Below are 2728 nucleotides of genomic sequence, written 5' to 3'. Positions count from 1 at the left end.
TTGGTCACCGGCGGCAGCCGCGGGATCGGCGCGGCGATAGCCCTGCGGCTGGCCCGCGACGGGGCCGACGTGGCGATCACCTACGAACGCTCGGCGCAAAAGGCCCAATCCGTGGTCAAGGAAATCGAGGCGCTCGGCCGCAAGGGGCTGGCCATCGCCGCCAGCAGCGCCGACCCCGCCGCGATCAAGGCCGCCGTAGACCAGGCGGCCGCCGAATTGGGCGGTCTGGATATCCTGGTCAACAACGCCGGCATCGCCCGCGGCGTCGGGCCGGTCGAAGGCTGGACGCTGGAGGACATCGACCAGCTGCTGGCGGTCAATGTTCGCGGCGTGGTCCTGGCCTCGCAGGCCGCCGCGCCCCACCTGCCGCGCGGCGGGCGGATCATCAACATCGGCAGCAACCTGGCCGAACGGGTGCCGATGGCCGGGATCACCCTATATGCGATGACCAAGTCGGCCCTGCTCAGCTTCACCAAGGGCTTGGCCCACGACCTGGGGCCGCGCGGGATCACGGTGAACCTCGTCCATCCCGGCTCGACCAACACCGACATGAACCCGGCCGATGGCGACGGAGCCGATAACCAACGCGCGCGCATGCCGATCCGGGAATACGGCCAGCCCGAGGAAATCGCCGGCATGGTCGCCTGGCTCGCCAGCCCCGAAGGCCGCTTCGCCAACGGCGCCGGCTTCACAGTCGATGGCGGCGCGAACGCCTAGCGCGCGCCAATGGTCATCCCCCGGGCTCGCGAAGCGAGATCCGGGGGACCCAAACTGAATTGCAGGCTTCGGTCGCCCGGATCAGCCTTCGGCTGAGGATGACCGGCGCATGGGCAGGCCTAGCCTTCTTCGTCTTCGGTGAAGCCCATCATGTGGAAGCCGGCGTCCACGTGGATCAGCTCGCCCGTGGTCGAGCGGCCAAGGTCCGACAGCAGCCACAGGGCGGCGCCGGCGACGCCTTCCATCGAGGTGTCCTGCTTCATGGCCGACAGGTCGCGGCCCTTGGACAGCATGCCCTTGCCGCCGGAAATCCCGGCCAGCGACAGCGTGCGCATGGCGCCAGGCGACAGCGCGTTCACGCGGATGTTCTTGGGACCAAGGTCGCGCGCCACATAGCGGGTCGCCGCTTCCAGGGCGGCCTTGGCCACGCCCATGGTGTTGTAGTTCGGGATCGCGCGCTCGGAGCCCATATAGGTCAGGCAGATCATCGAGCCGCCGTTCGGCATCAGCTTCTCGGCGCGGCGGGCGCAGTCAACGAAGCTGTAGGCCGAGATGTCCATCGCCTGCAGGAAGCCTTCGCGCGTGGCGTTATCGACGAACGAGCCCTTGATCTGGTCGCGCGGCGCATAGGCGATGGCGTGGACGAAGAAGTCGATAGTCCCGAACGCCGTCTCGATCGCGGCGAAGGCCGCGTCCATCTGGTCGTCCTGGGTCACGTCGACCGCAACGACGGTCTTCACTCCAATGCTCTCGGCCAGCGGCTGGACGCGTCGCTCCATGCCCGGCAGATGGAAGAAGGCCATCTCGGCGCCCTGGGCGGCGAGCTGCGAGGCGATGCCCCAGGCGATGGAGTCATGATTGGCGACGCCGATGATGACGCCCTTCTTGCCCTTCATCAGATCGCCCGTGGGCAGATCCCAGCCATCCTTGGCCATACACGTCTCCTAATATCTTTGAGGGTCGGCCCCGGTCAGACCCGGGCCATCACCAGGCAGCCGTTGGTGCCGCCGAACCCGAACGAGTTCGACATCACGGTCTCAAGCTGGACGTCCTTGCGCTCGCGCAGGATCGGCAGGTCGGCGAACTCGGGATCGAGGTTCTCGATGTGAGCGCTCTGGGCGGCGAAGCCGTTGTTGAGCATCAGCAGGCTGTAGATCGCCTCCTGGGCGCCGGCCGCGCCGAGGCTGTGGCCGGTCAGCGACTTGGTCGAGGAGATCAACGGCACATTGGCGCCGAACACCTCGCGCACCGCGCCCATCTCCTTGCTGTCGCCGACCGGCGTCGAGGTGCCGTGCGGGTTCAGATAATCGATCTTGCGGCCGCCGAGATCGGCCATGGCCATCCGCATGCAGCGCACCGCGCCCTCGCCGGACGGGGCGACCATGTCGAAGCCGTCCGAATTGGCGGCGTAGCCGACGATCTCGCCATAGATCTTGGCGCCGCGCGCCTTGGCGTGTTCGTATTCTTCCAGCACCACGATCCCGGCTCCGCCGGCGATCACGAAGCCGTCGCGGGCCGCGTCATAGGCGCGGCTGGCGGTCGAAGGCTTGTCGTTGAAGTTCGAGCTCATCGCGCCCATGGCGTCGAACAGCACGCTCAGCGTCCAGTCCAGCTCCTCGGTTCCGCCGGCGAACACCACGTCCTGCTTGCCCATCAGGATCTGCTCGTAGCCCGAGCCGATGCAGTGGGTGGAGGTGGCGCAGGCCGAGGAGATCGAGAAGTTCAGACCCTTGATCTTGAACCAGGTGGCGAGGGTCGCCGAGGCGCCCGAGCTCATCGCCTTGGGCACCGCGAACGGACCGACCCGCTTGGGGCCGCGATCCTTGGCGATCTGGGCCGACTCGATGATCGACTTGGTGGACGGACCGCCGGAGCCGACGATCAGGCCGGTGCGCTCGTTGGAGACCTGCGCCTCCTCCAGGCCGGAGTCGGCGATCGCCTGTTCCATGGCGATGTGGCCAACGGCAGTGCCCTGGGCCAGGAACCGCGCCGCACGTCGGTCGACCATGGT

The 2728-nt window shown here is 67.6% G+C and carries 3 protein-coding genes; 1 reads left to right on the top strand and 2 read right to left on the bottom strand.

The features are described from left to right. A partial coding sequence (locus tag Q7T84_RS05425) for a 3-oxoacyl-ACP reductase family protein (protein WP_304806729.1) occupies positions 1 to 717 on the top strand: 717 nt, incomplete at its 5' end. A 119-nt stretch (positions 718 to 836) separates the two neighbouring features. Here Q7T84_RS05425 and Q7T84_RS05420 read toward each other — a convergent pair. Continuing rightward, complete coding sequence (locus tag Q7T84_RS05420; RefSeq protein WP_304806728.1) at positions 837 to 1652, bottom strand: enoyl-ACP reductase; 816 nt, start codon at positions 1650 to 1652, stop codon at positions 837 to 839. 35 nt (positions 1653 to 1687) lie between these two features. Beyond that, positions 1688 to 2728 (bottom strand): beta-ketoacyl synthase N-terminal-like domain-containing protein (locus tag Q7T84_RS05415; protein ID WP_304806727.1); only part of this gene is annotated, 1041 nt, incomplete at its 5' end.

The sequence above is a fragment of the Phenylobacterium sp. genome (genome assembly GCF_030654915.1).
Lineage (GTDB): Bacteria > Pseudomonadota > Alphaproteobacteria > Caulobacterales > Caulobacteraceae > Phenylobacterium.
This window is presented reverse-complemented; position numbering and strand designations above follow the sequence as displayed.

Bases quoted from the DNA above. Each gene is read 5' to 3' on its own strand.
- Q7T84_RS05420 (WP_304806728.1), bottom strand. From the start codon at position 1,652: ATGGCCAAGGATGGCTGGGATCTGCCCACGGGCGATCTGATGAAGGGC.